This is a genomic window from Billgrantia sp. C5P2, from assembly GCF_051062895.2.
The window spans coordinates 2,384,125-2,408,376 of the sequence record NZ_CM128542.1 but is presented as its reverse complement, the minus strand read 5'-3'; the positions used below and the strand labels follow the sequence as shown (position 1 = coordinate 2,408,376).

Below are 24,252 nucleotides of genomic sequence, written 5' to 3'. Positions count from 1 at the left end.
TGAAGCCATCCAGGTTGGCTTCAAGGGAATCGCGCCCGAGAGGTTCAGCCTTGGGTAACGATTTCGGTCAAGCGCTGCTGGGCGACGCGGCTGGAGATGGCGTCGTCATTGAAGAATTCGGCGAGGGTGTCGATCCAGGCTGCCATGACATGAGAGGGCAATGCTCTCGACTGCACACCGCCGTGGTGTGATTCGTCCCGGATTCGCTGCAGGCCCAACTGGCCGCAGCGATCCAGCTCCGCGGGGTCGATGTCGGTTCTGACTGGCAGCGATCCCTTCCGGCGACTGAAGGCGAGCTGATTCTCCGGTTCGAGTACCATGCTGGCAAAGTTGTGTTGAGCATGCACTGCCCCATCTCGGGTGGTCAGTGGAAAGGCGAAACCGTCGATCGCCATGAAATGTGAGACGGAGGTGCCCGGGGTGAAGGCGCAGCCAAAGTCCCGGTCCGCCGTATAGCCCAGGGAAGCGAGCTCCCCCTTGGCCCAATCGCCCATGAGCTGCATGCCGGCCTCGCCGCGCCCTATCATCCGGGTGGCGTCCGCCCAGGTTCTGCCCGCGCGAGCAGACAGTGGCTCGACGAAGCGCGATACGCGACGCAACAGGTCGAGCGCCTCCAGCATCTGCGAGCCGGGGACGGCCTCCATATCGCCACGAAAGACGGCCGCATACCCTTCGGCGCCCAGCGCGAAGTACATGATGTTGTGGAAGATCAAGGCCACTTCCCACGGAGCCGAGCCGATGACAATGGCCGGATAGCCTGCCGCCTCGATTCGTTCGGCGGCAGCAAGGATCTCCTCCCAGGTTTCAGGGGGAGCGAGACCGAGTTCGTCGAAGATCTTCTGGCTGGTCCAGAGCCAATTTTCCAGGTGAATGTTCGATGGCGCGAAATACACCCTGTCACGATAACTGACGAGATCGATCACGAAGGCAGGCAGCAGGTCGCGCCAGCCGTCCCGCAGGGCGAGTGCCTCGATGTCCTGAACGACCCCGAAATCGGGTAGCTCGGTAGCCCTGGCGTCGAGATTCCACTGTGTCACCGTAGGGGGGTAGCCATTGGCTATTCGCTTGCTGACGACTTTCTTCAAGGCGGCCTCGTTCTGCACGGGCAAGTCGGTCCAGCGATTGCCGGCAGCGATCCAGGCATCCCGGTACACGCCGACCGCCGCGGATTCGCTCTGGGATAGCCAGTAGTGCACGACATCGACTGCCAGCTCCGGGGCGACAACGGGCTCTTGAGCGTTTGCGGTTGATACGACTGTTGCCAGCCAAAGCCCTCTCAACAGCGGTTTCATCGGCTTATCCTTCCATCGTGCGATCAATTGGCTTCCACGGCAGAGTGCTGCTTCAACCATCGCTTCGTGACGTCGCTGGACGGCATCGGCCTGGCGAACCAATACCCCTGGCCAGTCGTACAGCCTGCCTCGAGCAGGAACTGTCGCTGCGCTTCCGTCTCGATGCCTTCCGCGATACAGCTTTTACCCAGATTCCGCGACAGGTCGATGATCGCGTTGATGATCTGCTCCGAGCGGCTGTCCCGGCCGATATCGGCGACGAAACCGCGATCAATCTTCAACTCATCGAAGGGGAAGTCACGCAGATGCAGCAGCGAGGCGAAGCCTGTGCCGAAATCGTCGAGCGAAACGGATGCGCCTTGCTCGCGAAAGCGTGTCATGGAGGCGCGCATCTGTTCGGCTTGGCGGTTGAGGAAAACGTCTTCCGTCACTTCGATGGTCAGGTCGTGCCAGTCGAGCCCGCACTCACTGAGCGTGGAAGCGAGCATCTCGAATCCATGCTCGTTGATGAGGAGTGCCTCCGGCAGGTTGATGGCAACCGGGCCGGGGGAAAGATTTGCTGCCTTCCAAGCCTTGAGGTCTCGACATACGTTCCGGATGACGGCGAGGGTCATGTCGCCAATCGGTTGCGGACCTTCCATCAAGGGCAGGAAGGCTCCCGGCGCCAACAGGCCGAGCGTGGGATGGTTCCAGCGGACGAGCGCCTCGAATCCCAAGTGGCTGCCCGAGGCGAGGTCGACCTTCGGCTGATAGTGCACGACGAACTCGTCACGCTGTGCGGCGTCGGCGAGGGCCAAGGCCAGTTCATTCTGTTCGAGCCGCGCAGCGAGAGTTTCCTCGTCGAAGATAAAGGCGTCGCTATTGCTGGCCTTGGCGGCATACAGCGCCAGGTCGGCGACACGTACGAGGCCGGCCTCATCGGTTGCATGGATGGGAACGATGGCACCGCCTGCGCTTGCCGATGTCCGCAGAATCTTGCCTTCGTAGGAGAAATCCACCGAGAGTGCCTCGATGGCTCGATTGGCGATGGTGTCGAGGCGTACTTCATCGTCGATATCGGGCAGCAGGATGGCGAACTCGTCACCTCCGATCCGGGCAATGACGTCGTTGGCTTGGAAAGCGTTCTGGAAGGCGCGAGCGACGTGGAGAAGCGTGGCATCGCCAGCCGGATGGCCAAATCCGTCATTGATCGACTTGAAGTTGTCGAGATCGATCAGCAGCATGGAAAAACCGGTGCCACTCTTCCTGTAGCGATAGAGAAGTCCGTTCAGTGCAGAACTGAAATAGGCGCGGTTCTTGAGTCGAGTGAGCGGATCCGTTTGGGAGAGATGGGTGAGTCTGTGCTCGAACTCCATCTTGCGCTGATGTTCGCTGCGCAGTTTCATCAACAACGGAAAGAACAGGAGTACGCTTGCCAGAATGAAAAGTACGGCAAGCATGAGTAAAAGCGCAGTACTTATCGAAACGGCATTGCCGATACTGGTTTCGCTGCGATTGTTGGCGTGCTGGATGATACTGCTGAACTGGCGCATGAGGAGGCTGTCGGCCGAGACGGAAAAATCGATCGGCCCCCAATAGGTATAGCGCCGCTGTCGATCCTCATGGTTGGCGGCGACGATACTTTCGGCACGTGAAAGAAAATCCTCGAGTCGTCGATCGAGGTCGACGTAGAGCGCTTCGGTCGCCGGGCTCTGGCGACTTGCCCGCTCCAGTAGATTGCTGTCGAGGCGGCTACGTACGGTCCTGAGCCGTTTCATGACGGCTCGGATATCGATGATGGCCGTTTCTACCTCGTCAAGCATCGGCTGGATGACACCCACCGGTAGCGAGGAATCGGCGGAGGCACTCATGATGGCACGGGTTTGCTGAACAAGCTGCTGAAAACGAATGAATTTCTGGTTGGTCAGGAAGCTGATTTCCTGCTGGATCGCGTGGCGGTCGAGGGCAATCTTCACCGTCAGGTACGTAGCCCCGATGAGCAGTGTCATGATGACGGCGATGCCTATGTAATAACGACCAATGGAGCGTATATAGCCTTCGATCGAAGAGCCGGGCTTGGGTGAGGGAGACGAAGTTTCAGGCATGCTCGACTACTATGCGTTGTGTTTTCTCAGCCATGCGGCTCTCTCCTTGACCAACTTGAAAAGCCAAGCATCCCCGAGAGTCGAATCGTTCAGATTTTTCTCATTTTATTTAAGGGTGGCCAACGTCAACATGGGTATGGAAGGATGATTTTCTCTTGCTCGAACTGAACCGGGCGGCTCAGGCGATCGATGTCAGTATATCTTGCGACATTGCGGCGGCGGTAGGCTTAAAAAAATAGTAAGACAACGATGATTTCAACGCCGCTTGTCAGCTTCGGTGCAAGGAAGAACGCAGCTTGTAGCGCTCACCCGGGTGGATCAGCCGGGCATAGCTGATCAAGTGCTCGCCGGACCAGGTGCGTCGCGTCATGCTCAGGCAGGGGCGGCTTACCTCGGTCTCGAGTCGCTCGGCGGTGACGGCGTCGACCAGTACCGCTTCGACCACGTGCTCGATGTCGGTGATGGGGCATGCCGCCACCAGCACCTCGTTGGGGGTACGCTGGCGAAAATCGTTTTCCAGGTAATCGGGTACCCAGCGGGGATTGACGAAGCGCTCCTCGAGCTGGATCGGTACGCCATTCTCGCGATGCACGATGCGGGTATGGAAAACCCGGGTCCCGAGGCGAACGCCCAGGCGTAGCGCCACTTCGTCGTCGGCGGCGATGGCTTCGGCGAGCAACACGTCGTTGCTGTAGAGATGGCCGCGTCCGCGAACCTCCTCGGCAATGTTGTGCACGTCGACCAGCGAAGATTCCACCTTGCGATCGGTGACGAAGGTGCCGAGGCCCGGCTGTCGCGTCAGGTAGCCCTGTTGCACGAGATCGCGGATCGCCTTGTTGGCGGTCATGCGGCTGACACCGAAATCCCGCGCCAGTTGCTCTTCCGGTGGTATCTGGTGATGTGCCGGCCAGGCGCCGTCATTGATCTTCTTCAGCAGGTGTTGCTGAATCTGCAGGTAGAGTGGAATCGTGCTCCCCATGCTGCGCTGAATCCTTCTGGCAACGAACGAATTGTCTATACAGTCTAGCCGGATGACGAGGACAAGGCACCTGCCGCCAAGTACCTGCAGCAGCGCTTCGAGGTGTTACGTTGCCTCCAGCGCCGCCTTGGCCTTTCGCCGATCAGGCGTAGCATGCTTGAATGCCTGGCAGATACCCCGTCCTAAATTCTGGTAAGCGCACTATGGCCTTCGGTTTTTCTACACGCATCAACAAGTACATCAGCGAAAGCGGCATGTGTTCCAGACGGGAGGCCGACCGCTATGTCGAGCAGGGCAATGTGCTCCTCAACGGCAAGCGTGCCAAGACGGGAGATCAGGTGTATCCGGGGGATGTGGTCAAGGTCAATGGGCAGCGTATCGAACCCCAGGAAGCCGAAGATCTGGTTTTCATCGCCCTGAACAAACCGGTAGGCATTGTCAGTACCACCGAGCCGGGTGAGAAGGACAACATCGTCGACTTCGTCAAGCATGGCGCCCGCATCTTCCCCATCGGCCGGCTGGACAAGGACTCCCAGGGTCTCATCTTCCTGACCAACAACGGTGATTTGGTCAACAAGATCCTGCGGGCCAGCAACAATCATGAGAAGGAGTATCGGGTCACCGTCAACAAGCCGATCACCGATGAGTTTATCGTGGGGATGAGTTCCGGCGTGCGCATCCTGGGGGAGGTGACGAAGCGATGTACCGTGGTCAAGGAGTCGACCTTCGTTTTCAATATCACACTGGTGCAGGGGCTGAATCGCCAGATCCGCCGGATGTGTGAAAAATTCGGTTATGAAGTCACCAGGCTCGAACGAATACGGATCATGAACGTGTCCCTGAAGGGGCTGGCACTCGGCGACTGGCGTGATCTGACCGGCAAGGAGATCGACACCATCATCGCCTTGACCGAGGGATCGAGGTCCGACGCTCCGGCCGAAGGCAGGAAGGCATCGCCATCCAGGGCACCAAGCAAGCGCAAGACGGCCAAGTTCGCAAAAGGGGCAGAGGCCACGGGAAGGCAGGGCAATAGAGGCAAGTCATCTTCGAGCGGCAATGCCAAGGGCAAGACGTCCAAGGGCAAGGCGCCCAAGGCCAAGACGTCAAAGAGCGCAACCGCCGGCAAGGGGGCCGGAGCGAAGCAGGCGGCCAAGGCGCGAGGCAAGCCAGTGCAGGGGAAGCCCAAGCCGACCCGAGGCCAGGCAGGAAGCGGAGGAAAGCCCCGTCGGGCCAAGCCGGGCAGGTAAGACCCTGCATTTTCATCGACAACAAATGCCAGATAGGCCACCTCATGTCCCGGACGACGCGGCTATTCGATCTCATGCAATCCCTGCGACATCACCGACGGCCAGTCAGCGGTATGGTGCTGGCGAATGAGCTGGGAATCTCGCTGCGGACGCTGTATCGGGACATTGCGGCGCTCAAGGCCATCGGTGCCGAGATCGAGGGAGAGGCGGGACTGGGGTATGTGCTGAAGCCGGGATTGCTACTGCCGCCGTTGATGTTCTCCGAAGAGGAGCTCGAAGCCGTGGCCCTGGGCTTGAAATGGGTGGAAAGCCGAGCCGACGACGGGCTGGCTGTGGCCGCCGGCGAAGCCTTGGCCAAGGTTGCGGCCGTGCTGCCCGGTGAACAGCGTCACCAACTGGAGGAGTCGGCGCTCCTCATCGGCCCCGGCTGGGAGCGGCCGCAGGCCGTCGACCTGCAGATTTTCCGTCGGGCGATACGCGACGAGCAGAAGCTCGAGATCAGCTATCGCGACCAGCAGGGGCGACGCTCTTCTCGTATCATCTGGCCTTGTGCGATCGCCTTCTTCGAATCGACCCGGATCGTTGCCGCCTGGTGCGAGCTGCGCGAAGAGTATCGTCATTTTCGTGCCGATCGCATTGAAGCGGCAGAGAGGACAGGCCAGCGCTATCCGCGGCGCCGGCACACGCTTCACAAGGAGTGGCTGAAAACACTGCTGCCATGTTCTGTCACTACCACGGTCTATCCTGTTCCCACCTCAAGCCGAGAGAAGGAGCAGTCGAAAATGGAACAGGAACTCGTCTTTTATACCAACCCCCTGTCGCGGGCCGGCATCGTTCATTGGATGCTGGAGGAGATCGGGCAGCCCTATCGCATGGAGGTGCTCGAGTTCGGGACTTCGATGAAGTCACCGGAGTATCTGGCCGTCAACCCGATGGGCAAGGTGCCGGCAATTCGCCATGGCGATACCGTAGTGACCGAGGCCGCAGCGATCTGCGCTTATCTGGCCGAGGCCTTTCCGCAGGCGGGGCTGCTGCCGAGCCCCGAGGCGCGTGGAGATTATTTCCGCTGGCTGTTCTTTGCCGCCGGGCCCATGGAAATGGCTTTGTCGCTCAAGCATGCCGGCTTCTCGCTAACGCCGGAGCACGAGTTGCAGTTCGGCTGCGGCAAGTACGAGACGGTGGTCGAGACCCTGGCCGGCGCGGTGGCGGGCCGCAAGTACATCGCCGGCGATACCTTTACCGCCGCGGACGTGTATGTCGGTTCGCATATCGGTTGGGGCATGCAGTTCGGTACGCTGGAAAGGCGGCCCGAGTTCGAAGCCTACTGGGCGGGTCTGAAGGATCGTCCGGCCAATCGCCGCAGCGAGGCGTTCATGGCCGAGGCCATGGAGTCTCAAGCGGGAGCCGGCAACGAGCAATCAACAGCTTCCTGAGCCCGAGACTCGTCCCCATGCACTGGCCCGGCGTGCCGTCAGGCGGCTACGCCGGGCGGTCAGTCATGAGAGATCCTTGCCTCCCTGCGGATCGGAGGCATCGTAATCCTGGGTGTCGTCGGGCGGAGAGCCTGGCTCCAGCGATGTCTCATGCTCGTATTCGCGGGCGGCGCGAATTGCCTCCGGCTCGCTGTCGTGGCGCGAAACCTCTTGAGGCTGGTCGGGGTCGGTCACGTCGACCACCCGCCAGCCGCTCACCAGTATCGCCTCATGGTTTTCTTCCCTGATCGGCTCGACACGTGCGGTTCGTGTCATGGCAACCTCCATGGTGGCTGAATCCACAGTAACCATGGCAGAGGATGCCTGGATTGGCTAACGGCCGTATCGCGTCGGAAGCCACGCTGCGCTTGACCTGGCCCATGGCAACGTCCATACAGGAAGAGTCATCAGCCCGACAGTTGGAGGTCAGGATGAAGAAACTGATAGGACTCGCAGCAGCCTGGTGGTTGCGCAAGCCGGAGAATCGCGCGAGGTTGAAGCGCAAGGGCAAGCAGATGCTGGATGGTTTTCGCGGGCGCCAGGCCCGGACAACGACGGAACACGAGCGCCGCCGTCACCCTTGAATGATCGGCCCCGGGCATGTACCGGGGCCTTTAGCATACACACCGATCCTTACCCGAACGAGGCAGACCGAGCGCATGAGTCGCCGTATGAAGAGCCCTGCCGCGGCTCGCAATCGCCAGCCGATATTCGATGTCCTGAATGCGATGCTGCCCGAGCGGGCTCGAATCCTCGAGGTCGCCAGCGGCAGCGGTGAGCACGCCGTGTACATGGCCGAAGCCCGACCTGACTGGACCTGGCAGCCCAGCGATCCCAACGCGGATGCCCGAGACTCCATCAGCGCCTGGCGTGAGCATGCGGGGCTCGGCAATCTACTCGAGCCGCTGCCGCTGGATGTGGCCGGAATATGGCCTGCCGGCCCCTTCGATGCCGTGGTAGCGATCAATCTCGTGCATATCTCGCCCTGGGACGTTACCGAGGCGCTGATGGCGAGGTCCGCCGAGCGCCTGCGGGAGGGCGGGATGCTCTATCTCTACGGCCCCTATCGCCGTGACGGCCGGCATACGGCGGAGAGCAACGCTGCCTTCGATGCCGACCTCAAGGCGCGCGATCCGCGTTGGGGTGTACGCGATCTCGAAAGCGTCGTGGCCGAGGCGCAGCCGCATGGTTTCATGCTGGAGCGAACCATCGAGATGCCGGCCAACAACCTCAGCGTGGTGCTGCGCCTGCATGCCTGAGTAGTAGTGTTACTGCTCCGCTTCGCTGCGGTTCTCCTCGATCTGGCCCGGAACGCGATATCGCACGCCTTCGGCCTGGCGGTCGTCTTCAAAGCGCCGGGTCTCCTCTTCGGCAGGTACTCCCCATAATGTCTGGCGATTGCCGTCCTCGTAGGTGTAGGTCGTGCAGCCGGCGAGCAGGGCGAGGGTCAGGGGAATGGCGATGCGAAACATGAGTGTCACGGGGAATCCCTTCGTCAGGTGGCGATCATGCGGCCAGCCTGAGGCCGGGCCGCACGGTCGTCAAGCGTAACTTCTTTCAGCCGGAGAGGCCCAGCAGGATCGGTCCATAGACCACCAGCAGCAGTACCGCGATGAGCCCCAACAGATAGGGCAGGATGGCGCGGGTGATGCGCTCCAGCGGCAGTTGGGTCACCGACGAGGCGACATAGAGATTGATCGCCACGGGCGGCGTTATCATGCCGATCGCCAGGCCCATCACGATGATGATGCCGAAATGGATCGGGTTGATGCCGAGCTGCAGTACCAGCGGCAGCAATACCGGAGTGAGAATGATCAGCGCACTGGCGGTTTCGATGAACACGCCGGTGAGAAGGATCACCGCCACCACCAGCAGCATGATCACGTAGGGGTCGGTGGAGAGCGACAGCACCGCCTGGGCGATGGCGCTCGGAACCTGCCAGCTCGAGAGCGTCCAGCTCAGCACCGCCGAGGTGGCGATGACCAGCATGATGACGGACGTGGTGATCGCCGAGCGGATCAGGATGCGGTAGACGTCGCCCAGGCTCAGGTCGCGATAGACGAACAGCGATACCAGCAGGGCATAGTTGACCGCCACTACGGCCGCTTCACTGGGCGTGAAAATGCCCGAAAAGATCCCACCCAATATGATCACCGGGGTCATCAGGCCCCAACTGGCTCCCTTGAAGGTGCGCCATATCGTGGCCGGCGACAGCGCGGTACCGCGCGGGTAGTTGCGCCGGTAGGCCTGGACGATGGCGATGGCGGCCAGCCCGATGCCCATCAGGATGCCGGGCACGATGCCGTTGAGGAACAGCTTCGATACCGACTGCTGTGCGATCACGGCATAGATGATCATCGGCACCGAGGGTGGGATCACCACGCCAATGGTACCGCTGGCGGCGATCAGGCTCGCCGCCGAGGCGGGGTCATAGCCCTTGCGCCTGAGTTCCGGCACCAGGCTGGAACCGACGGCGGCGGTGGTGGCGGCACCGGAGCCGGAAATGGCGGCGAAGAACATGCCGGCACCGACCGAAACGATGGACAGGCCGCCCTTGAGGAAGCCGAACAGCGAGTCGGCGAAGTCGACCAGCTTCGCACTGACCTTGCCCTGCGCCATCAGGTCGCCGGCGAGGATGAACATGGGTACCGCCACCAGGGCGAAAGAGTTGATGCCCTGGAACATCTGCTGGGTGACCACCATCAGCGGCACGCCCTGGGCATCGAGAGCGAGCAGGGTACTGGCGCCGATGGCTAGCGCAATGGGCACGCCGAGCAGCATGAAGAGGAAGAACAGGATGAAGAGCAGGGCCGTCATGCCGGTGGCTCCTCGGCGTTGTCGCTGTCGGTATCAACCGCCCGGGGACCTTCGACGATGAGTTCGATGACATCGACCAGCGCATACCAGGCCATGATCGCGGCGGAAATCGGCATCACGGCGTAGACATAGGTCATCGAGAGGCGCAGCGAAGCAGAGCGCTGGAAGCTCTGTACCTGCATGTAGCGATAGCCGATCACGATCAGTGCGACCAGGAAGCCCAGTGCCACCAGCACCGCGGCGATCCGCGCCAACTGGGCCAGGCGCAGGGGCAGGGCGTCGACGACGAAGGTCACGGCGATATGGCGCCCGCGCTTGAAGGCCAGGGTGGCACCGAGAAAGGTGACCCAGATCAGCAGGAAGCGGGCCACCTCCTCGGTCCAGCCCACCGCGGTGAAGAAGACCCGGGAGACGATCTGCAGCGTGATCACGCCGATCAACGCCGCCATGCCCAGGAACACAATGGGCTGGATGACGGCGTCGAGAGCACGTTCGCTACGCTGCAGCAGGCCCATCAGGACATGCGGCAGGGAGCTCACTTACTGCAGTGCCTCCCGAATGCGCGAGAGATAGTCGCCGAACTGCTCGCCGTACTTCTCGTAGACCGGCTCCACGGCAGCCTGGAAGGCTTCGAGATCGGGCTCTTCGACGATCTCCATGCCGGCGGCTCGCAGCTCGTCGAGCTGCTCGGCCTCCATCTCGGCGTTCATGCGGCGCTCGTGCTCGGCGGCTTCCTGGGCGGCTTCCACCAGCACCTCCTGGGCGGCTTCGGGCAACTCGTTCCACGCCGGCATCCCCATGACGAAGATCGCCGGCGCATAGGTATGGCGCGACAGCGTCATGTGGTCCTGGGTTTCGTAGAGCTTGAACGAGTGGATGACGTTGACCGGGTTCTCCTGGCCGTCGATGGTGCCCTGCTGCATGGCAGTGAGCGCTTCGGTCCAGGCCATGGGAATGGCGTTGGCGCCGAGTTCGCGGAAGGTGTCGGTGTAGACGGGGTTTTCCATCACGCGGATGCGCAGGCCGTCGATGTCGTCGGGGCTGGTCACCGTGCGCTCGCTGTTGGTCAGGTTGCGAAAGCCGCGCTCGGCATAGGCCAGGCCCTTGAGGTTGACGTCGGCGAGCTTGTCGAGCAGCTCCTGGCCGATGTCGCCGTCGAGGATCTCGTAGGCGGCTTCCGGCGAGGGGAACAGGAACGGCAGTTCGAACACCGCCATCTCCTCGACGAAATTGGCCACCGGGCCATTGGTGATAACGCCCATGTCGACGGTGCCGATCTGCATGCCCTCGAGCAGGGTGCGCTCGTCGCCCAACGAGGCGTTGGGGTAGATATCGATGGAAACGGCACCCTCGGTGCGCTCCGCGACCAGCTCCTGGAACTTGACCGCGGCGATGTGGAAGCCGTCCTGCTCGTTTACCACGTGGGCCAGGCGCAGGGTGACCGGATCCATGTCCTCGAATTCGGAAGCCTGAGCGGCGGAGGTCAGCGCGAGGGAGATGCCGAGTGCCAGCGTGCGGCGTGCAAACGTTTTCATTTTAATTTTCCTTTGTCGGGTCAAACCGTTGAGAGGATGCCCCAGCCAACCCGACAGGGTCAATCGATAGGGAAACACTGCACAAATGCCTGTGCGAGCGAATCGCTGCGTTGCGCGGTGCTCGGAATCCTCACATATACCCCATATGCTCCGGTTCCTGTGCTCCGTGCGCCTTGCGCTTCATCTCGCTCGTCGATTTGTTCAGCGCTTCCTCAGACCAGCATCAAGTAATAGGCTAACTAACGAGCTGGCGGCCATGGCGCAGCGATTCACGCGCGCCGGCATTTTCCTACAGAAGGCGGTACATGACGTGGGCATCGACCAACCCCTGCTGTGGGTGGCGAAAAGCGCAGGGCAGGGTACCGACGATCTCGAAGCCGTGCTTTTGCCACTGGCGGATCGCCACCTCGTTGGTCGAGACAACCATGTTGAACTGCATGGCGGTGAAACCGAGCTCGCGGGCGACGCGCAGGGAATCCTCGCACAGCTTGTTGGCGATGCCCTGTCCGCGCGCCTTCTCGGCCACCAGGTAGCCGCAATTGCAGACGTGATCGCCGGGCCCTGGCTGGTTCGGCTTGAGGTAGTACACGCCGAGCAGGTTGCCGGCGGAGTCCTCGGCCACACGTACTGCACGCGGCAGCTCCACCCACATGCGATAGGCATCGGGTTCGCTGATCCGGCTGGGCACGGCATAGCTGTCGCCGGCGTGCAGTACCGGGGCGATGAAGGCCCACATGGCAGGCCAGTCGCCCGACTGGTAGGGGCGGATGCGAATCATCGGTGTCCTCCTTGATACCTGGCATCGGCCCTCGATTCTATGTCATGACTGCGTGAAAAGGTTATTCCTCCTGTTCAAGCTGGGCCAACGATATGTTTAACGGCCAAGTACGCCGAGAGCCCCCATGGACCGAGTTCGCGTCCGATGCCGCTGCGCTTGAAGCCGCCCCAGCCGGTTTCGGGCAGCACCAGTTGCTCACTGTTGAACCAGATGCTGCCTGCCTGTAGCTGGCGTCCGATGCGTCGGGCTCGCTCGCCATCGCCGCTCACGACGGTTGCCGCCAGGCCGAAGTCGCAGTCGTTGGCCAGGTCAATCGCCTCTTGTTCGCTGGCCACATTGTGCGCGCAGAGAACCGGGCCGAAGATTTCCTCGCGCCATAGCCGGCTATGTGACGGTACGTCGCGATAGAGGGTAGGGGCGACGAAGTAGCCCCGTTCGGGCAACTTTCGATGGCTGGCATCGCGTACTGCTCTAAGCCCTTCCCGTTCGGCGACGGCGAGATAGGCGTGAACGCTCTCGCGCTGGCGGGCACTGGTCAACGGGCCCATGTCGATCGCTTCGTCCAGCGGATCGCCGAGCGTCAGCGCATCGATGCGTTCCGCAAGGGCGGCGTAAAGCGGCTCGGCGACGGCTTCATGCACGATCAGCCGCGAGGTGGCCGAGCAGATCTGCCCGGCATTGAAGTAGATGCCGGCCATGACCCAATCGGCCGCCTGCGCGGGGTCGGCATCCTCCATCACTAGGATCGGCGACTTGCCGCCGAGTTCCAGCGAAACGTCGGCGGTGCGCTCGGAGGCGGCGCGCATGACCGCCTCACCAACCCGGTTGCTGCCGGTGAAGGAGACCTTGTCGATAGCGGGGTGAGCGGCGAGTGGGGCACCGATGCCTTCGCCGTCGCCGAACAGCAGGTTGAATACGCCGGCGGGAAGGCCGATCTCCTGGGCGATTTCGGCCAGCGTCCGCTCGGGCAGCGGCGTCACCTCAGAGGGCTTGAGCACTGCCGTACAGCCGGCGGCCAGCGCCGGGGCGAGCTTCCAGGCGCTGGTCACCAGCGGGAAGTTCCACGGGGTGATCAGGCCGACCACGCCCACCGGATCGTGATAGCAGCGCGCCTCGACGCCTTCCATTTCAAGCTCGACGAGGCGGCCCTGGCGTTTATCGAGTTCCCGTGCCTGGCCAGCATAGTAGCGGTAGCAGGCGATGGCATCGTCGAGGTCGATGCCGGCTTCGGCCAGCACCTTTCCGTTGTTGGTCGAGGAGAGCCGAATCAGCGCGTCGCGGCGCCGGGCGAGACCTTCGGCGAAGCCTTCGAGATAAACGGCGCGCTCGGCACCGGAAAGTGCACGCCAGGCGGGCAGGGCGCGGCGTGCTGCGGCAACGGCATCGTCGACATCGTCCGGGTGGCCGGCGATGACCTCGGCGATCACCTCTTCGCGATAGGGGTTCATCACTGCCAGGCGGCGTTCTCCCCGTGAGGGTACCCAGCAATTGGCGATGAACTGGTGATCCAACTGTTGCATGTTCTTTCCTCGTTGAATGAATCAGGCTGGCAATGGACGGGCCAAGACCTTGCTGGCGACATAGTAGAGGGCGCCAGTGATCAGGAAGACAGGCAGGGAGGCACCGAACTCCAGTGGGGCTACCCAGTTCCAGTAGTAGGCCAGGGCGGCACCTAGCAGGTAACTGCCCAAGGCCTTGCCATTGATGGCGGGCAGGGAGTCATGGCCGTGGATCAGACGCGCGGCTGTATAGCGTTCCCTGTCGATCAGGTAGTAGTCGACGATCATCAACGAGAAGGCCGGGATAAAGACGCTGCCGATGATCAGCAGGAAGGTCTGGAACTGATCGAGAATACCTGGGATAAGCGCACCCACGATGGAGACCACGCCAATCATCAAGGCGGGTTTCCAGAACGGAGTGGCGGGCCGAACGCTCATGAAGGAGAGCGTGGCACTGTAGACGCACATGACATTGGTGGTCAGCACCGAGAAGAAGATTACCAGTGCCGCCGGCAGGCCGAAGCCGAAGCCGCTCAGCAGTTCCGTGGGGTCGTAGGTCTGCGGGAAACCGATGGCTACTGACAGTGCCGAGACGGTCGCACCGAGGCCCATGGCAATCAGGGTGGCTGTCACATAGCCGCCCCATGTGCCGACAACGGCGGCCTTGAGGCTATGGCAGTGACGGTTATAGTCGGCGGCTAGGGGAATCCAGGAGAAAGCGGTGGCGATGACAATGTCGAAGGCCACGCCGGCACCAAGCACCCCGGTGGCATCGAGTTCGGTAATCGTCGGCAGGTCGTAGTGCCGATTGAGGGCGAATAGGACGACCGCGGAGAGGGCCAACATCAGCACGGCGGCCAGTTTCTCGGCTTTCTCGATGCTCAGGTGGCCGCGCAGGGCAATGGCCACCACCAAGGTTTCACAGATGACCGTGAAGAGTGCCACGTTCGAGTAGCCGGTTAGTGTCGAGACGGCATAATCGAGGCTCATGCCAGCCAGGAGTGCTTGGATCCAGCTCCAGGCGATGAGCGCCAGCAGATTGACCCAGGCGGGAAATGCGGCGCCGAGACGGCCGAAGGTGCCTCTGGCCAGGACCATGGTGGTCATGCCCGTACGCTGCCCCATGGCGCCGATCAACACCAGGGGGATGATGCCTATGGCCGAGCCGATGAATACCAGGGTCATGGCATGCTGGAAGGTCAGGTCGGGAACCAGCAGCATTCCAGTCAGGATGGTGGTGACAACCACATTGGCTCCGAGCCACAGAGCAAAGGTGCCGGGGATGCCAAGGCTGCGTTCTACGTCATCGGCTGACAGGGTGTCATGGCCGAGGAAGGTGGGTTCATGGCTCATGATGTTGTGTCCTTGGAAGTTGGCAGGGGCGCGTGAGGCTGGCGTGCGCCCGTGATCTTGTTGTTGTTCTAAATGCGCTCAGTTCAGGCCGTTCTGCCAGGCGTTGGCGTCCACTTCGATCAGCAAGGGGCCGTCGCTGGGGCGAATGGCGAGGGCTCGGGCCAGCTCGGCGGGATTGCCGATCCGGGTGGCCAGGCAGCCGAAGCCGGCGGCGACGGTCTGGAAGTCCGGCGCCTGGATGTCGACGCCGCAGCGAGCCACGCCATGGGCATCCATGAAGCGGCGGATCTCTTCATAGCCCTGGTTGTGCCACAGCACGATCACCACCGGCAGGTTCTGCTCCACGGCGGTGGCGAGTTCACTGAGGGTGAACATCACGCCACCGTCGCCGACCAATGCCACCACGGGCAGCATCGGCTGGCCCAGTTGGGCGCCGAGTGCCGCCGGCAGGCCATAGCCGAGGGTGCCGTAGCCGGTGGAGGCGTTGAAGTAGCGCCGCGGGGCGGGCTGCGAGACGAGGTGGTTGCCGGCATAGACCGGGGCGGTGGAATCGCCGACCAGGATCGCCTCGGGAAGTGCTTCGCGCAGGGCGGCGTAGAGCGGCACGAAGGGAGCGAAGGCAGGATCTGCTTCGAGTCCGAGCGCCAGAAGCGTGGCGGCTGTGCGTGCGGCGCCGTCGCGTGAGAGCGGTTCGGTAAAATACTCGGCGAGCAAGGCCAGGCTGCGTCCGGCATCGCCCACCAGGCCCAGCGCGACTTGCTGGTTGCGCACCAGCTGCTGGGCGTCGAGGTCGATGCGAATCAGTCTGCCGCGCAGCTCGAAGCCGTCGTCGAACACCACGTCGTAGTCGGTCTCGCCGAGTTCGGTGCCCACGGCCAGGATGACGTCGGCCTTACGGGCCAGCTCGCGCACCGCCGGCAGCGCCGCGTTGGCGCCCAGATCGAGAGGATGATTGCGACCCAGCAGACCCTTGGCATTGATGGTGGTCACGGTGGGTGCATCGAGCCTTTCGGCCAACGCCCTGGCCGCCTCGGGTGCATCCACGCAGCCACCGCCCAGCAGCACCAGTGGGCGCTTTGCTTCACGCAGCCATTCGGCAGCCAGTGCCAGCCCCTCGGGGTCGGGCGCCGGGCGGTACAGCCGCGCCGGCGGCTGCAGTTCTGTCATCTCCACTGGCGAGTCGAACAGATCGATGGGGATCTCGATGTGAACCGGGCCGGGGCGTTGGCCCTGGAACACGGCAAAGGCACGGGCCAGCACTTCGGGCAGGGCGGCGGGGTCGAGCAGGGTGTGGCTGAAGCGGGAGACGCCCGCCATCAGCTGCTGCTGGCTCGCAAGCTCGTGCAATCGGCCCTGGCCGCGGCCCAGGGTGTCGCGGCGATTGACGCTGGAGATCACCAGCATGGGAATCGAGTCGGCCAGCGCCTGGCCCATGGCGGTGGCAATGTTGGTCATGCCGGGCCCGGTGATGATCAGGCAGACGCCGGGCTTGCCGGTGGCGCGGGCGTAGCCATCGGCCATGAAGCCGGCGCCCTGTTCGTGGCGCGGCGTGACGTGGCGCACGCCACCGTCCTCCAGCCCACGGTAGAGCGCCACCGTATGCACGCCGGGGATGCCGAACACGGTGTCGACCCCATAGCGCTTGCTCAAGAGCGTCAAAAGCAACTGAGCGCAGGTCATCGTTGGTTGGTTGGCCATCGTCGAACCTCAGAAGAAGAAGGTGTGGGCCATGAAGGCGATGATCGGCAGCGTGATGGCCGTGCGTAGCAGGAAGATGGCTACCAGTTCCCACAGCTTGAGGGGGATCTTGGACTTGAGCAGCAGCGCACCGATCTCCGACATGTAGATCAACTGTGTCAGCGACAGGCAGGCGATGACGAAGCGGGTCAACTCGCTCTCGATGTTGGTGGCCAGCACCGCCGGCAGGAACATGTCGGCAAAGCCCACCAGGGTAGCAGGGGCAGCCGCCTCGGCCTCGGGAATGCGCAGCAGTTCGAGCACCGGCACCATGGGGTAGGAGAGCCAGGTGAACAGCGGCGTGAACTCGGCGAGTATCAGCGCCACGGTACCGATGGCGAAGACCAGCGGCAGCAGGCCGAGGAAGATGTCGGCCACGTTGAACAGCGCGTTGCGGGCGAGCTCTCTGGGGCCTGGGGCGTGCTCGGCGCGGCGTACCGCCTGGGTCAGGCTGTAGCGCAGCAGGCCCATCTCGTCGGTGCGCTTTTCGGCCAGCTGGCAGCCGACCGGCTCGTAGTAGGTGTCGGGCTTGCGTGACAGGGGTGGGAGGCGCGGCACGATGACCGCGGCGATCAGCCCGGCCACCACCACGGTGAAGTAGAACTGCACGAACATGTGGTTGAGGTCGACGAAGCTGGTGATCAGCAGGCTGAAGGCGATCGACACGATGGAGAAATTGGTCGCGATGACCGAGGCTTCGCGGCGGCTGTAGTAACCCTGCTCGTATTGCTGGGTCGTGATCAGTACGCCCACGGTGCCCGAGCCCATCCACGAGGCGGTGGCATCGATTGCGCTGCGGCCTGGCAGGTTGAAGATCACCCGGAACGGCTTGCGTACCAGGCTGCCGATGAACTCCATGAAACCGAACTCGACCAGGAACGGCAGCAGCAGGGCGGCAAAGAAGAAGAAGGTCAGCAGCACGGGTGCCAGGTCGTTGAGCATCACCCCACCGGTGAAGGAGGCGGTGACGAACTCGGGTCCGAACTGGAAGAAGGTCATCAGGGCGAAGGCCGCCCCCAGGAGGCGCATGCCGAACCACACCGGGCCGACGTGGAACATGTCGTGCAGCACCCCTTGATCGGCCCAGCGAGGGCGTACGAGCTTGACCCAGGAGGTCGCCAGCACCGAGAGCACCAGCACGATCACGGCAATGGCCGGCAGAGCGCCGCCGAGCAGTGCCTTGAGCCCGTCGGCCATCAGCCCCATGCCAATGTTGATGGTGTCGCCGACCTGGAACGGCACCAGGAACAGGCCGACGCCGATGGCCGAGGGAATAATGAATTTCAGCAGGTTGCCGCGTTCGAAAGGCGCCGGGACGGCGGCGCTTCGGCGGGTGGTGTCAGTGGTGGACATGGGCTCTCCCTTGGGTTGTCGTTGTAGTGTCATGCAATGTCATGTCAGTCGCGGCGCTTGACGCCCGGCAAGACGCACAGCATTTCGTAGAGCAGGGTGGCGCCCATCAGCGCCGTGTTGCCGCTGGTGTCGTAGGGCGGCGAGACCTCGACCATGTCACCACCGACGATGTTGAGCCCGGCGGCGCCACGCACGATCTCGAGCCCCTGGGCCGAGGTCAGCCCACCCATCTCGACGGTGCCGGTGCCGGGGGCGACGGAGGGGTCCAGCCCGTCGATGTCGAAGGTGATGTAGACAGGGGTATTGCCCATCTGCTCGCGAACTTCCGACATCAGCGGCTCGAGTGATCGGTACCAGCACTCCTCGGCGGTGACGACGCGGAAACCCTGCTGGCGGCACCAGTCGAAGTCCTCGGCGGCGTAGCCGGTCCCGCGCAGGCCGATCTGCACCACCTTGCCCTTGGCCAGCAGCCCTTCTTCCTGGGCGCGGCGAAACGGCGTGCCATGGGCGAGGGGCTCGCCGAACATGTGCTCGTTGACGTCGGCGTGGGCATCGATATGGATCAGCCCCACCGGACCATGCTTGTTAGCGATGGCGCGCAGGATCGGCAGGGTGATCAGGTGGTCGCCGCCAAGCGTGAGCGGGATGCAGCCGTGGCTGAGCACCTCGTCGTAGAAGCGGCTGATGATGTCCACCGTCTTGGGCAGATGGAAGGTGTTGATCGGTACGTCTCCGATATCGGCCACCTGCAGGCTGTCGAAGGGGGCGGCGCGTGTGGCCATGTTGTAGGGACGCAGCATGCGCGACTCGTCGCGTATCTGGCGCGGCCCCAGGCGCGTTCCCGGGCGATTGGATGTTCCGACGTCGAGCGGCACGCCGATGAAGGCGGCATCCAACCCTTCAGCAGTGGGCTGGGTGGGCAGGCGCATCATGGTGGCGGGGCCGCCGAAGCGGGGCATCTCGTTGCCGCCGAGCGGCTGGTTGTAGTCGGTCATGGGTAGCCTCTGCTTTGCTTTGTCATGATCTGCTTTACTTTGTCATGACGAGTTGCAGTTTCCGTGCCAACCCTGGAGTGCCGATTTCATGGGCTTGAGAGCAGCGTGACAATTCATAATTGGATCGAGTCGACCGCGGGTTGATACACTCATGCATCGCGATACAAAAATGAATCCCGGTTCTTGAGCAGCGTGAGCGAAATGAGCGAGATCGACCAGGAGGTGGTGCGAACCATCGTCGAGACGGCCAATGACCACTTTTTCATCGTCGACGGTTCGGGCCGCGTACTCGACGTGAGTCCGGGAGCCGTGGCGGTTTATGGCATGGCGCGGGAGCGCTTGATCGGCAGTTCGGTGCAGCGCCTCGAGGCGGACGGCGTGCTCAAGCCTTCCATCAGCCTCGAGGTGATTCGCAGTGGCAAGCCGGCACAACTGATGCAGGTGACCGGCACGGGCCGGCGGGTGATCGCCGAGGCGCATCCGGTCTATGTCAATGGCCGGCTCGAGCGTATCGTCAGCCGCTCGCGCGACCTCACCGACCTGCAACTGCTGCAGGACGAGTACGCGCTCTTGCAGAAGCGCTTCAGCGAGCACCTCAAGCGCAGCCAGGGCGGAACCTCTGGCGAGGACGGCCAGCTCGAGGATGTGCTGGAGAGCCTGGAGATCCGCAGCCAGGTGATGCGCGAGCTCGCCCTGTTGCTCAAGCGCGTGGCGCCTTCGGATGCCACCGTGCTGATGCTGGGCGAGTCCGGCGTCGGCAAGACCGCCTTCGCCCGTCAGCTGCACCGCTGGAGTCGACGCTGCGAGGGTCCGTTCCTCGAAGTGAACTGCGGTGCAATCCCCGAGAACCTGTTCGAGTCGGAGATGTTCGGCTACCAGCCAGGCGCCTTCAGCGGCGCGGCGCGTCAGGGCAAGGCGGGGCTGCTGGAGCAGGCCCAGGGCGGCACGCTCTTTCTCGACGAGATCGGTGAGCTGCCGCTACTGATGCAGACCAAGCTGCTCAAGGTGATCCAGGACGGTAGCGTCACCCGATTGGGTGACACCCGCCAGCGGCAGGTCGATTTCCGCCTGGTGGTTGCCACCAACCAGGACCTGGCCAAGCGCGTCGAGACGGGCGCGTTCCGCCTCGACCTCTATTATCGGCTAAATGTGATCCCGGTTACGTTGCCACCACTGCGCGAGCGCCGCGAGGATATCCCGGCACTGGTCGAGGCATGCCTGGAGCGACTCAACCAGCGCTATGGTCGTCAGAAGCTGCTGCATGGCAGCGTGTGGTCGGAGCTGATGGGCGGCGACTGGCCGGGCAACGTGCGCGAGCTGGAGAACTGGCTTGAGCGTGCCTGGCTCTCGTCGGCGGGGGATCTGATCTACTCGCCCACGCCGGGCGATACCGCGGGCGTGGCATCGCAGGCGCCACCGGTCGCGGCCTCGGCGCAGGTGGAGTTGGCCGAGGACGAAGGACTGCCCGCCTACCTGGCACGGATCGAGTGCGGTGTGCTGCAGGCGCTGTGCCGTTCGCTTCCCACCACCTACGCCATTGCCGAACGGCTGGGTATCAGCCAGCCAAGCGTGGTGCGCAAGTTGAAGCGGCACGGGCTCAAAATTCAGCGCTGAGCCGAGTTCTCCATGATGGCCCGCTCGAGGATCTCGAAGCGGCCGGGCATCAGGGCGTCCTCCACCGCGGTGATGCGCAGCACATGCCCAAGGTCCGGGTGAGCGGGACGGGCAATGAGCCGGCCGGCCTCGAGTAGCTCTTGATTCAACCGCCCTGCCAGCTCCGCGCTGGGCAGGCGTAGGGCGATGAAGTTGGTCGCGCTGGGCAGCACCTCGCCGCCCAGGTCGCGGAAGTGGGAGGCCAGCCGCTCGCGGCGCTGCTTCACCGCATGGATGTGCGCCTCGACCTCGCTGTGATGGTCGAGCACGGTCTCGGCGGCGGCCTGGGTCAGGGTCGAGACGGCATAATGGATGCGTACCTTCATCATCATGGCCAGCGTCTCTGGCTCGGCAATGGCATAGCCGATGCGCAGCCCCGCCAGGCCGTGGGCCTTGGAGAGCGTGCGCAGGCGGATCACCCCCGGCATCACCTCGCGGCTGAAGGCGGAGTCGGCATCGTCGCGAAAGTCGTGGTAGGCCTCGTCGATCAGCAACCAGCAATCTTCGGGAAGGTCGGCACGCAGTCGGTGGATCTCATCGTTGCTGTGCAGATGGCCGCTGGGGTTGTCGGGATTGGCAACGTAGACGAGCCGGGCCCCATGCTCGTGGGCGGAGGCCAGCAGGGCATCGAAATCCGGTGAGAGCAGCCCCGGAGCCTCACGATAGGGCCGCTCGACGAGCTGGCAGCCCTGGCCTCGTGCAAAGTAGCCGAAGGTGGGATAGGTACCGCTGGCGCTCACCACCGTGCAGCCCGGCGTGGCCACGGTGCGCAGCGCCAGCGCGATCAGGCTGTCGGCGCCGGCATCCACCAGGGTGGCTTCCAGCGGCACCCCATAGAGCGAGGCGAGGCGCTGTCTCACGCCCAGTGCCTCCGAGTCGCCATAGCAGTAGACGTGCTCGACCATGGCGTCGCCGAAGCGTTCGCGCAGTGCCCGATGGGGCATGTCGAGGCCCTCGTTGGAACCCAGGCGGTGAGGAATCTCGCGGCCTATGCGTCGTTCCAGCACCTTGATGCCGGGAAAGGGGTTGCTGGGGCCGGAGCCGGTCAAATGGGTGGGGAAGCGAGGCATTCAAGACTCCAGTACTGGTAATCAATATGAGCGATCGTCGCAGGAGGCAGAGACTGGCTCAAGCCGGCGGCTTGCGCTGGGTCATGACGATGGCCACCGCCGAGAGTATCAGGCACAAGGCCAATAGCAGCCGCAGCGTGAGCGGCTCGTCAAGCAGTACCACGGCGCTTGCCACGCCGACCACCGGGATGATCAACGTACTGATGGTGGACTGGCCGATGGTGAGGCGATTGACGTTGCGAAACCACAGCATCTGCGCCAGGCAGATGGCGAAGACGAGATGGTAGCCGAGGCCGAACCAGGTCGAGGAGCGCCAGGTGCCGGGGGCGCTCGGCGAGTCGATCAGGACGGCAAGCAGCGCCATCGGCAGTGCGGAGAGAGCGAACTGCCAGCCGGTGATGACCACGGGGTGACCCTGCCAGCCGCCGCGGCGCTTGGTCAGCACGGTTCCCAGTGCCCAGGAGAGCGCCGCGCCGAGTACGAACAGCGGGCCAGTGAGGCCGGCGAAGCCGGCCTGCCAGGCAGCCGGGCCAAGCAGAACCAGCAGCCCGGCCTGGCCGAGGCCAAGGCCGAGCCACTGTCGTGGAGTGACCCGTTCGCCGAGCAGTCCTATCGCCAGCAGCAGGGCCCAGCAGGGCATGGTGAAGGCGACGACGGCGGCCTGGGACGTCGGCATGTGCAGCTGGCCGAAGGCGGTACCCAGGTTGAAGCCGAGAATGGTGAAGAGGCCGGTTGCGGCCAGCCATGCACGTTCACTCGCGACAATGATCAAGGGCCAGCCTTTCAGCCACGCCCAGCTCAGCAGTACGAGTGCGCCCACGCTGAAGCCGATGGCGCGCAGGCTGAAGGGAGGGATGTCCATCAGGCTGAAACGTACCGCCGGCCAGTTGCCGCCCCAGAACAGCCCGATCGCGGCGATCAGCACCAACGTGACGACGTCGTGGCGTCGCAGCGTCGAGGCGGAAGAGGGGGCCTGGGTCGACATGCCGTTCAGCCTTCCGCGACCAGGATCTTGTGCCGGTTGAGCAGGCTCTGGGGATCCAGGGCTCGCTTGAGCGTACGCATCAGGGCAATCTCCTCCGCGGTGCGTGACAGCGCCAGATAGTCCCGCTTCTCGAGACCGATGCCGTGCTCGGCGGACACCGAGCCGCCCAGCTCGGCCAGCGGTCCGTAGACGATCTGTTCCACGGCGCGCCGGGTGTCGGCTCCGCTGTCGCCCACGCCGATCGAGACGTGCAGGTTGCCGTCACCCAGGTGGCCGAACACCACGATGCGTCCTTGGGGCCAGCGCTCGCGTATGGCGTGCTCCAGCCCCTCGGCGTAGACCGGCATGTCGGGAATCGGCAGGCTGACGTCGAAGGTGAAGAGCGGGGCGAGCTGCTCTATCAGCCCCTCGATGTCCTCGCGAATACCCCAGATCCCTTGACGCTGCGCATCGGACTGGGCGAGCACCGCGTCTTCGATCAAGCCAGCCTCGAGCGCCGACTCCAGGGCGGCACCCAACTGAGCAGCATTGACCGCGTCGTCGTTGCCCAGGGATTCGACGATGACGTAGTAGGGCCAGCGGACCGGCAGCGGGGGCGTGTTGCGGCCGCTCTCCTCGGTGAGCAACGAATAGTGGTTGCGCCACATTACCTCGAAGGTGCCCAGGTTGCCGCCAAGTTCGCGGCCCAGGTGTCGCAGCAGGCCGGTGACCCCGTCGAAGTCGGGACAGGCGACCAGCGCGGTGCGTTCGCTTGCCATCCTGGGCTGCAGCCTGAGTACCGCCCGGGTCACGATGCCCAGTGTGCCTTCGCTGCCGATGAAAAGCTGCTTGAGATCATAGCCGGCATTGTTCTTGAGCATGCGGTTCATCGAGCTGATCACGGTGCCGTCGGCCAGTACCGCCTCCAGTCCCAGTACCTGCTGACGCATCATGCCGTAGCGGATCACCCGCACGCCGCCGGCGTTGGTGGAAATATTGCCGCCGATGGTGCAGGAACCGCGTGCCCCCAGATTGAGCGGAAACACCATGCCATGGGCTTCGGCGGCCTCCTGGACCGCTTGCAGCGGTGAGCCGGCCTGAACGGTCATGGTGCCTCCGACGGGGTCGATCGATTCGATGGCGCTCATGCGCTCGAGCGATACGACCAGTTCATCGGGCTCCGCTGCGCCGCCATGTACCAGTCCGGTGAGTCCTCCATGGGTGACCACGGGCTGGCCGACGGCATGGCACAGGCGCATCACCTCGGCCAGCTCGCCGGTGCTGCCGGGGCGCACGATGGCGCCGGCACGGCAGGGGGTGCCGGTCATCCAGTCGACCCGGCGTTGTCTCACATCCTCTCCGGTCAGCACGTTGCCCGCGCCGACGACGGCGGCCATTTCCTTCAATAACGCTTGCATCGATCC

At 63.5% G+C, this 24,252-nt stretch carries 22 protein-coding genes; 5 read left to right on the top strand and 17 right to left on the bottom strand.

Annotation, left to right across the window (positions count from 1 at the left end; translation table 11 throughout):
* Positions 1-44: 44 nt before the first annotated feature.
* The 3 genes from ACRWQA_RS11120 to hutC form a co-directional block, all read right to left on the bottom strand.
* The gene (locus tag ACRWQA_RS11120) at positions 45-1,292 is read right to left on the bottom strand and encodes an ABC transporter substrate-binding protein (protein ID WP_446326179.1); all 1,248 of its coding nucleotides are present in this window, start codon (positions 1,290-1,292) and stop codon (positions 45-47) included.
* Between the two features lie 23 nt (positions 1,293-1,315).
* On the bottom strand, positions 1,316-3,280 hold the full coding sequence (locus ACRWQA_RS11115) for a putative bifunctional diguanylate cyclase/phosphodiesterase (protein ID WP_446326178.1): 1,965 nt from the start codon (positions 3,278-3,280) through the stop codon (positions 1,316-1,318).
* 364 nt (positions 3,281-3,644) lie between these two features.
* Entirely contained in the window at positions 3,645-4,355 is a 711-nt protein-coding gene (gene hutC, locus ACRWQA_RS11110; protein ID WP_434230949.1) for a histidine utilization transcriptional repressor HutC, read from the bottom strand.
* Positions 4,356-4,558: 203 nt separating this feature from the next.
* Here hutC and rluF point away from each other — a divergent pair, with 203 nt between their 5' ends.
* Positions 4,559-5,602, top strand: coding sequence for a 23S rRNA pseudouridine(2604) synthase RluF (rluF, locus tag ACRWQA_RS11105; protein WP_434230946.1), 1,044 nt, complete (start codon positions 4,559-4,561; stop codon positions 5,600-5,602).
* A 44-nt stretch (positions 5,603-5,646) separates the two neighbouring features.
* Positions 5,647-7,035, top strand: coding sequence for an HTH domain-containing protein (locus ACRWQA_RS11100; protein WP_434230944.1), 1,389 nt, complete (start codon positions 5,647-5,649; stop codon positions 7,033-7,035).
* A gap of 63 nt (positions 7,036-7,098) precedes the next feature.
* On the opposite strand, the gene ACRWQA_RS11095 is transcribed toward ACRWQA_RS11100, so the two are convergent.
* A complete protein-coding gene (locus ACRWQA_RS11095) occupies positions 7,099-7,350 on the bottom strand; it encodes a hypothetical protein (protein WP_263583828.1) in 252 nt (83 codons plus the stop codon).
* Between the two features lie 155 nt (positions 7,351-7,505).
* Here ACRWQA_RS11095 and ACRWQA_RS11090 point away from each other — a divergent pair, with 155 nt between their 5' ends.
* Positions 7,506-7,658: a hypothetical protein gene (locus ACRWQA_RS11090; RefSeq protein ID WP_263583829.1), complete on the top strand. Its 153-nt coding sequence runs from the start codon at positions 7,506-7,508 to the stop codon at positions 7,656-7,658.
* Between the two features lie 87 nt (positions 7,659-7,745).
* Positions 7,746-8,333 (top strand): class I SAM-dependent methyltransferase, encoded by a 588-nt coding sequence (locus tag ACRWQA_RS11085; protein WP_263583830.1) that lies wholly within the window; start codon positions 7,746-7,748, stop codon positions 8,331-8,333.
* Positions 8,334-8,342: 9 nt separating this feature from the next.
* Here the strand turns inward: ACRWQA_RS11085 and ACRWQA_RS11080 are convergent, their stop codons facing one another.
* The 10 genes from ACRWQA_RS11080 to speB all read right to left on the bottom strand — a co-directional run bounded on the left by ACRWQA_RS11080 (position 8,343) and on the right by speB (position 19,141).
* Positions 8,343-8,546 carry a hypothetical protein gene (locus ACRWQA_RS11080; RefSeq protein WP_263583964.1) on the bottom strand — a complete coding sequence of 68 codons (204 nt, stop codon included), beginning with the start codon at positions 8,544-8,546 and terminating at the stop codon, positions 8,343-8,345.
* Positions 8,547-8,631: 85 nt separating this feature from the next.
* Positions 8,632-9,891, bottom strand: coding sequence for a TRAP transporter large permease (locus tag ACRWQA_RS11075; RefSeq protein WP_434230941.1), 1,260 nt, complete (start codon positions 9,889-9,891; stop codon positions 8,632-8,634).
* Positions 9,888-10,406: a TRAP transporter small permease gene (locus tag ACRWQA_RS11070; RefSeq protein ID WP_434230964.1), complete on the bottom strand. Its 519-nt coding sequence runs from the start codon at positions 10,404-10,406 to the stop codon at positions 9,888-9,890. The genes ACRWQA_RS11075 and ACRWQA_RS11070 overlap by 4 nt, the downstream gene beginning before the upstream one ends.
* Before the next feature lie 24 nt (positions 10,407-10,430).
* A complete protein-coding gene (locus ACRWQA_RS11065; protein WP_434230938.1) occupies positions 10,431-11,426 on the bottom strand; it encodes a TRAP transporter substrate-binding protein in 996 nt (331 codons plus the stop codon).
* A 289-nt stretch (positions 11,427-11,715) separates the two neighbouring features.
* Positions 11,716-12,204: a GNAT family N-acetyltransferase gene (locus ACRWQA_RS11060; RefSeq protein WP_263583833.1), complete on the bottom strand. Its 489-nt coding sequence runs from the start codon at positions 12,202-12,204 to the stop codon at positions 11,716-11,718.
* A gap of 74 nt (positions 12,205-12,278) precedes the next feature.
* Entirely contained in the window at positions 12,279-13,724 is a 1,446-nt protein-coding gene (locus ACRWQA_RS11055; RefSeq protein WP_263583834.1) for an aldehyde dehydrogenase family protein, read from the bottom strand.
* Positions 13,725-13,745: 21 nt separating this feature from the next.
* Positions 13,746-15,056: a purine-cytosine permease family protein gene (locus tag ACRWQA_RS11050; protein WP_434230935.1), complete on the bottom strand. Its 1,311-nt coding sequence runs from the start codon at positions 15,054-15,056 to the stop codon at positions 13,746-13,748.
* Between the two features lie 78 nt (positions 15,057-15,134).
* Entirely contained in the window at positions 15,135-16,754 is a 1,620-nt protein-coding gene (locus ACRWQA_RS11045) for a 5-guanidino-2-oxopentanoate decarboxylase (protein WP_434230933.1), read from the bottom strand.
* A 9-nt stretch (positions 16,755-16,763) separates the two neighbouring features.
* Positions 16,764-18,146: a YjiH family protein gene (locus ACRWQA_RS11040; protein WP_263583837.1), complete on the bottom strand. Its 1,383-nt coding sequence runs from the start codon at positions 18,144-18,146 to the stop codon at positions 16,764-16,766.
* 44 nt (positions 18,147-18,190) lie between these two features.
* Positions 18,191-19,141 carry an agmatinase gene (speB, locus tag ACRWQA_RS11035; protein WP_263583838.1) on the bottom strand — a complete coding sequence of 317 codons (951 nt, stop codon included), beginning with the start codon at positions 19,139-19,141 and terminating at the stop codon, positions 18,191-18,193.
* Positions 19,142-19,342: 201 nt separating this feature from the next.
* Here speB and ACRWQA_RS11030 point away from each other — a divergent pair, with 201 nt between their 5' ends.
* Positions 19,343-20,755 carry a sigma-54 interaction domain-containing protein gene (locus ACRWQA_RS11030; protein WP_263583839.1) on the top strand — a complete coding sequence of 471 codons (1,413 nt, stop codon included), beginning with the start codon at positions 19,343-19,345 and terminating at the stop codon, positions 20,753-20,755.
* On the opposite strand, the gene ACRWQA_RS11025 is transcribed toward ACRWQA_RS11030, so the two are convergent.
* The 3 genes from ACRWQA_RS11025 to ACRWQA_RS11015 are packed head-to-tail and all read right to left on the bottom strand — an operon-like array spanning position 20,746 to position 24,246.
* Positions 20,746-21,864 carry a pyridoxal phosphate-dependent aminotransferase gene (locus tag ACRWQA_RS11025; RefSeq protein WP_263583840.1) on the bottom strand — a complete coding sequence of 373 codons (1,119 nt, stop codon included), beginning with the start codon at positions 21,862-21,864 and terminating at the stop codon, positions 20,746-20,748. The two genes, ACRWQA_RS11030 and ACRWQA_RS11025, sit on opposite strands and share 10 nt — an antisense overlap.
* Before the next feature lie 58 nt (positions 21,865-21,922).
* Complete coding sequence (locus ACRWQA_RS11020; RefSeq protein ID WP_263583841.1) at positions 21,923-22,849, bottom strand: DMT family transporter; 927 nt, start codon at positions 22,847-22,849, stop codon at positions 21,923-21,925.
* Between the two features lie 5 nt (positions 22,850-22,854).
* Positions 22,855-24,246: an FAD-binding oxidoreductase gene (locus tag ACRWQA_RS11015; RefSeq protein ID WP_263583842.1), complete on the bottom strand. Its 1,392-nt coding sequence runs from the start codon at positions 24,244-24,246 to the stop codon at positions 22,855-22,857.
* Positions 24,247-24,252: the final 6 nt, after the last annotated feature.